2 tRNA genes and 2 rRNA genes (1 of these 4 cut by a window edge) are annotated in these 3,062 nt (G+C 55.8%); all 4 read right to left on the reverse strand.

Annotated elements, in window-relative coordinates:
* A 23S ribosomal RNA gene (locus AA309_RS25400) occupies positions 1-726 on the reverse strand (it extends 2,082 nt beyond the left edge of the window).
* A gap of 284 nt (positions 727-1,010) precedes the next feature.
* Positions 1,011-1,086: transfer RNA gene (locus AA309_RS25405), tRNA-Ala, on the reverse strand.
* Between the two features lie 23 nt (positions 1,087-1,109).
* A tRNA-Ile gene (locus AA309_RS25410) sits at positions 1,110-1,186 on the reverse strand.
* Positions 1,187-1,388: 202 nt separating this feature from the next.
* Positions 1,389-2,875: ribosomal RNA gene (locus tag AA309_RS25415) — 16S ribosomal RNA — on the reverse strand.
* The 16S and 23S rRNA genes sit together here with 2 tRNA genes alongside, the layout of an rRNA operon.
* Between the last annotated feature and the right edge of the window lie 187 nt (positions 2,876-3,062).

A 3,062-nucleotide genomic window follows, 5' to 3' on the forward strand; every position in this document is an offset into this window, starting at 1 on the left:
GTTTCGGGTCTAAAGCAACGAACTTAAAAACGCCCTGTTCAGACTCGCTTTCGCTGCGCCTCCACCTATCGGCTTAAGCTTGCTCGTTACTTTAAGTCGCTGACCCATTATACAAAAGGTACGCCGTCACCCAGGACGAACCTTGGGCTCCGACTGTTTGTAAGCATCCGGTTTCAGGTACTGTTTCACTCCCCTCGTCGGGGTGCTTTTCACCTTTCCCTCACGGTACTGGTTCACTATCGGTCGCTGAGGAGTACTTAGGCTTGGAGGGTGGTCCCCCCATGTTCAGACAGGATTGCACGTGTCCCGCCCTACTCACATCCAACCCTCACGCCGTCTCGTACGGGGCTATCACCCGTGGTGCCTGCTTTTCCACACAGTTCCGATGACGATCAGGTTGGCATGGGCCTGGTCCGCGTTCGCTCGCCACTACTAACGGAGTCTCAATTGATGTCCTTTCCTCCAGGTACTTAGATGTTTCAGTTCCCTGGGTTCGCTTTAAACCCCTATGGATTCAGGGTCTAATACCTTCATCTGACCCCTCGTAGTGCAAACACAGGATCGCTCCTGCACTTACAGTACAAAGGGTCGAAGGTGGGTTTCCCCATTCGGAGATTCTTGGATCAACGCTCGTTCGCAGCTCCCCAAGACTTATCGCAGCGTACCACGTCCTTCATCGCCTCTCAGCGCCAAGGCATCCACCAGATGCTCTTACGACACTTGATTACTCTCATGATCGATGTCCGCTCGGCAAAGACCGGACATGATCTCAAGAAAGACCTGTTCTTGGATTGCTCCAAGAACATATTTTTGCTTGCCAGGCATATCCGGCGCTCACGGCTGCGGGCCGTGGCTGGTTCGCGGGACTAGGTCGCCCGCTTGCCGAATATGCCGCCTCTTTACGATTTCAAACATCCGCGCATCCCACCCACGAGAGGGGAGGCGCGAACCTCAGACAAGATCCAGAGCGCCAAGGCGCTCAATGGACATCCGGAACGATCAAGGGATAATGGTGGAGCCTGTCGGGATCGAACCGACGACCTGAAGCTTGCAAAGCTACCGCTCTCCCAGCTGAGCTAAGGCCCCGTGCCCGAAGGGCAACACGATAATGGTGGGCCTGGGACGACTCGAACGTCCGACCTCACCCTTATCAGGGGTGCGCTCTAACCACCTGAGCTACAGGCCCGAACCGCATCCCAAGTCACCCAGTGTTTCCACCCAGTGTTTCCACCCAGTGTTTCCACTCCCCGTGACCTGATCACTGTATCCGGAGAAGAAAGAGAAACGAAGACGGCAGCGTCCCGCATCTTAGGGCCTGACTGGCCCTGATTGTTCTGAAGAGTTCCGATAGAGAGGGCAGGTGCCATCTCATAAGAGAACATCCTTAGAAAGGAGGTGATCCAGCCGCAGGTTCCCCTACGGCTACCTTGTTACGACTTCACCCCAGTCGCTGACCCTACCGTGGTCGCCTGCCTCCTTGCGGTTGGCGCAGCGCCGTCGGGTAAGACCAACTCCCATGGTGTGACGGGCGGTGTGTACAAGGCCCGGGAACGTATTCACCGTGGCGTTCTGATCCACGATTACTAGCGATTCCGCCTTCATGCACTCGAGTTGCAGAGTGCAATCTGAACTGAGACGGCTTTTTGGGATTAGCGCACCCTCGCGGGTTGGCTGCCCATTGTCACCGCCATTGTAGCACGTGTGTAGCCCAGCCCGTAAGGGCCATGAGGACTTGACGTCATCCCCACCTTCCTCGCGGCTTATCACCGGCAGTCCCCCTAGAGTGCCCAACTCAATGATGGCAACTAGGGGCGAGGGTTGCGCTCGTTGCGGGACTTAACCCAACATCTCACGACACGAGCTGACGACAGCCATGCAGCACCTGTGTTCCCGCCAGCCGAACTGAAGGATCCTGTCTCCAGGATCCACACGGGACATGTCAAAGGCTGGTAAGGTTCTGCGCGTTGCTTCGAATTAAACCACATGCTCCACCGCTTGTGCGGGCCCCCGTCAATTCCTTTGAGTTTTAATCTTGCGACCGTACTCCCCAGGCGGAATGCTTAAAGCGTTAGCTGCGCCACTGACGAGCAAGCTCGCCAACGGCTGGCATTCATCGTTTACGGCGTGGACTACCAGGGTATCTAATCCTGTTTGCTCCCCACGCTTTCGCGCCTCAGCGTCAGAACCGGACCAGTAAGCCGCCTTCGCCACTGGTGTTCTTGCGAATATCTACGAATTTCACCTCTACACTCGCAGTTCCACTTACCTCTTCCGGTCTCAAGCCATGCAGTATCGAAGGCAATTCTGTGGTTGAGCCACAGGCTTTCACCCCCGACTTACAAAGCCGCCTACGCGCCCTTTACGCCCAGTGATTCCGAACAACGCTAGCCCCCTTCGTATTACCGCGGCTGCTGGCACGAAGTTAGCCGGGGCTTCTTCTGCGGGTACCGTCATTATCGTCCCCGCCGAAAGAGCTTTACAACCCTAAGGCCGTCATCACTCACGCGGCATGGCTGGATCAGGCTTGCGCCCATTGTCCAATATTCCCCACTGCTGCCTCCCGTAGGAGTTTGGGCCGTGTCTCAGTCCCAATGTGGCTGATCATCCTCTCAGACCAGCTACTGATCGTCGCCTTGGTAGGCCATTACCCTACCAACCAGCTAATCAGACGCGGGCCGATCCTTCAGCGATAAATCTTTCTCCTTACGGACGTATCCGGTATTAGCCCAAGTTTCCCTGGGTTATTCCGAACTGAAGGGCACGTTCCCACGCGTTACTCACCCGTCTGCCACTGACCCCGAAGGGCCCGTTCGACTTGCATGTGTTAAGCCTGCCGCCAGCGTTCGTTCTGAGCCAGGATCAAACTCTCAAGTTTCAAGAGAATTCGATCTCGACTGTCACTCTACGCAAATTGACAGAGTCCATCTCACTCCGGCCAAAGCCGAAGCGGTGTACTCACCAAAGCATAGAACAGGTCGATGTCTTGTTCCGTCTGGTCCGAAGACCAGCGCAAGGACACCGCCGCCTACGCTTCTCTTTCTTTCTTCACTTGTCAAAGAGCA

Origin of the sequence: Microvirga vignae (assembly GCF_001017175.1) — a bacterium.
In the GTDB taxonomy this organism is placed as follows: domain Bacteria; phylum Pseudomonadota; class Alphaproteobacteria; order Rhizobiales; family Beijerinckiaceae; genus Microvirga; species Microvirga vignae.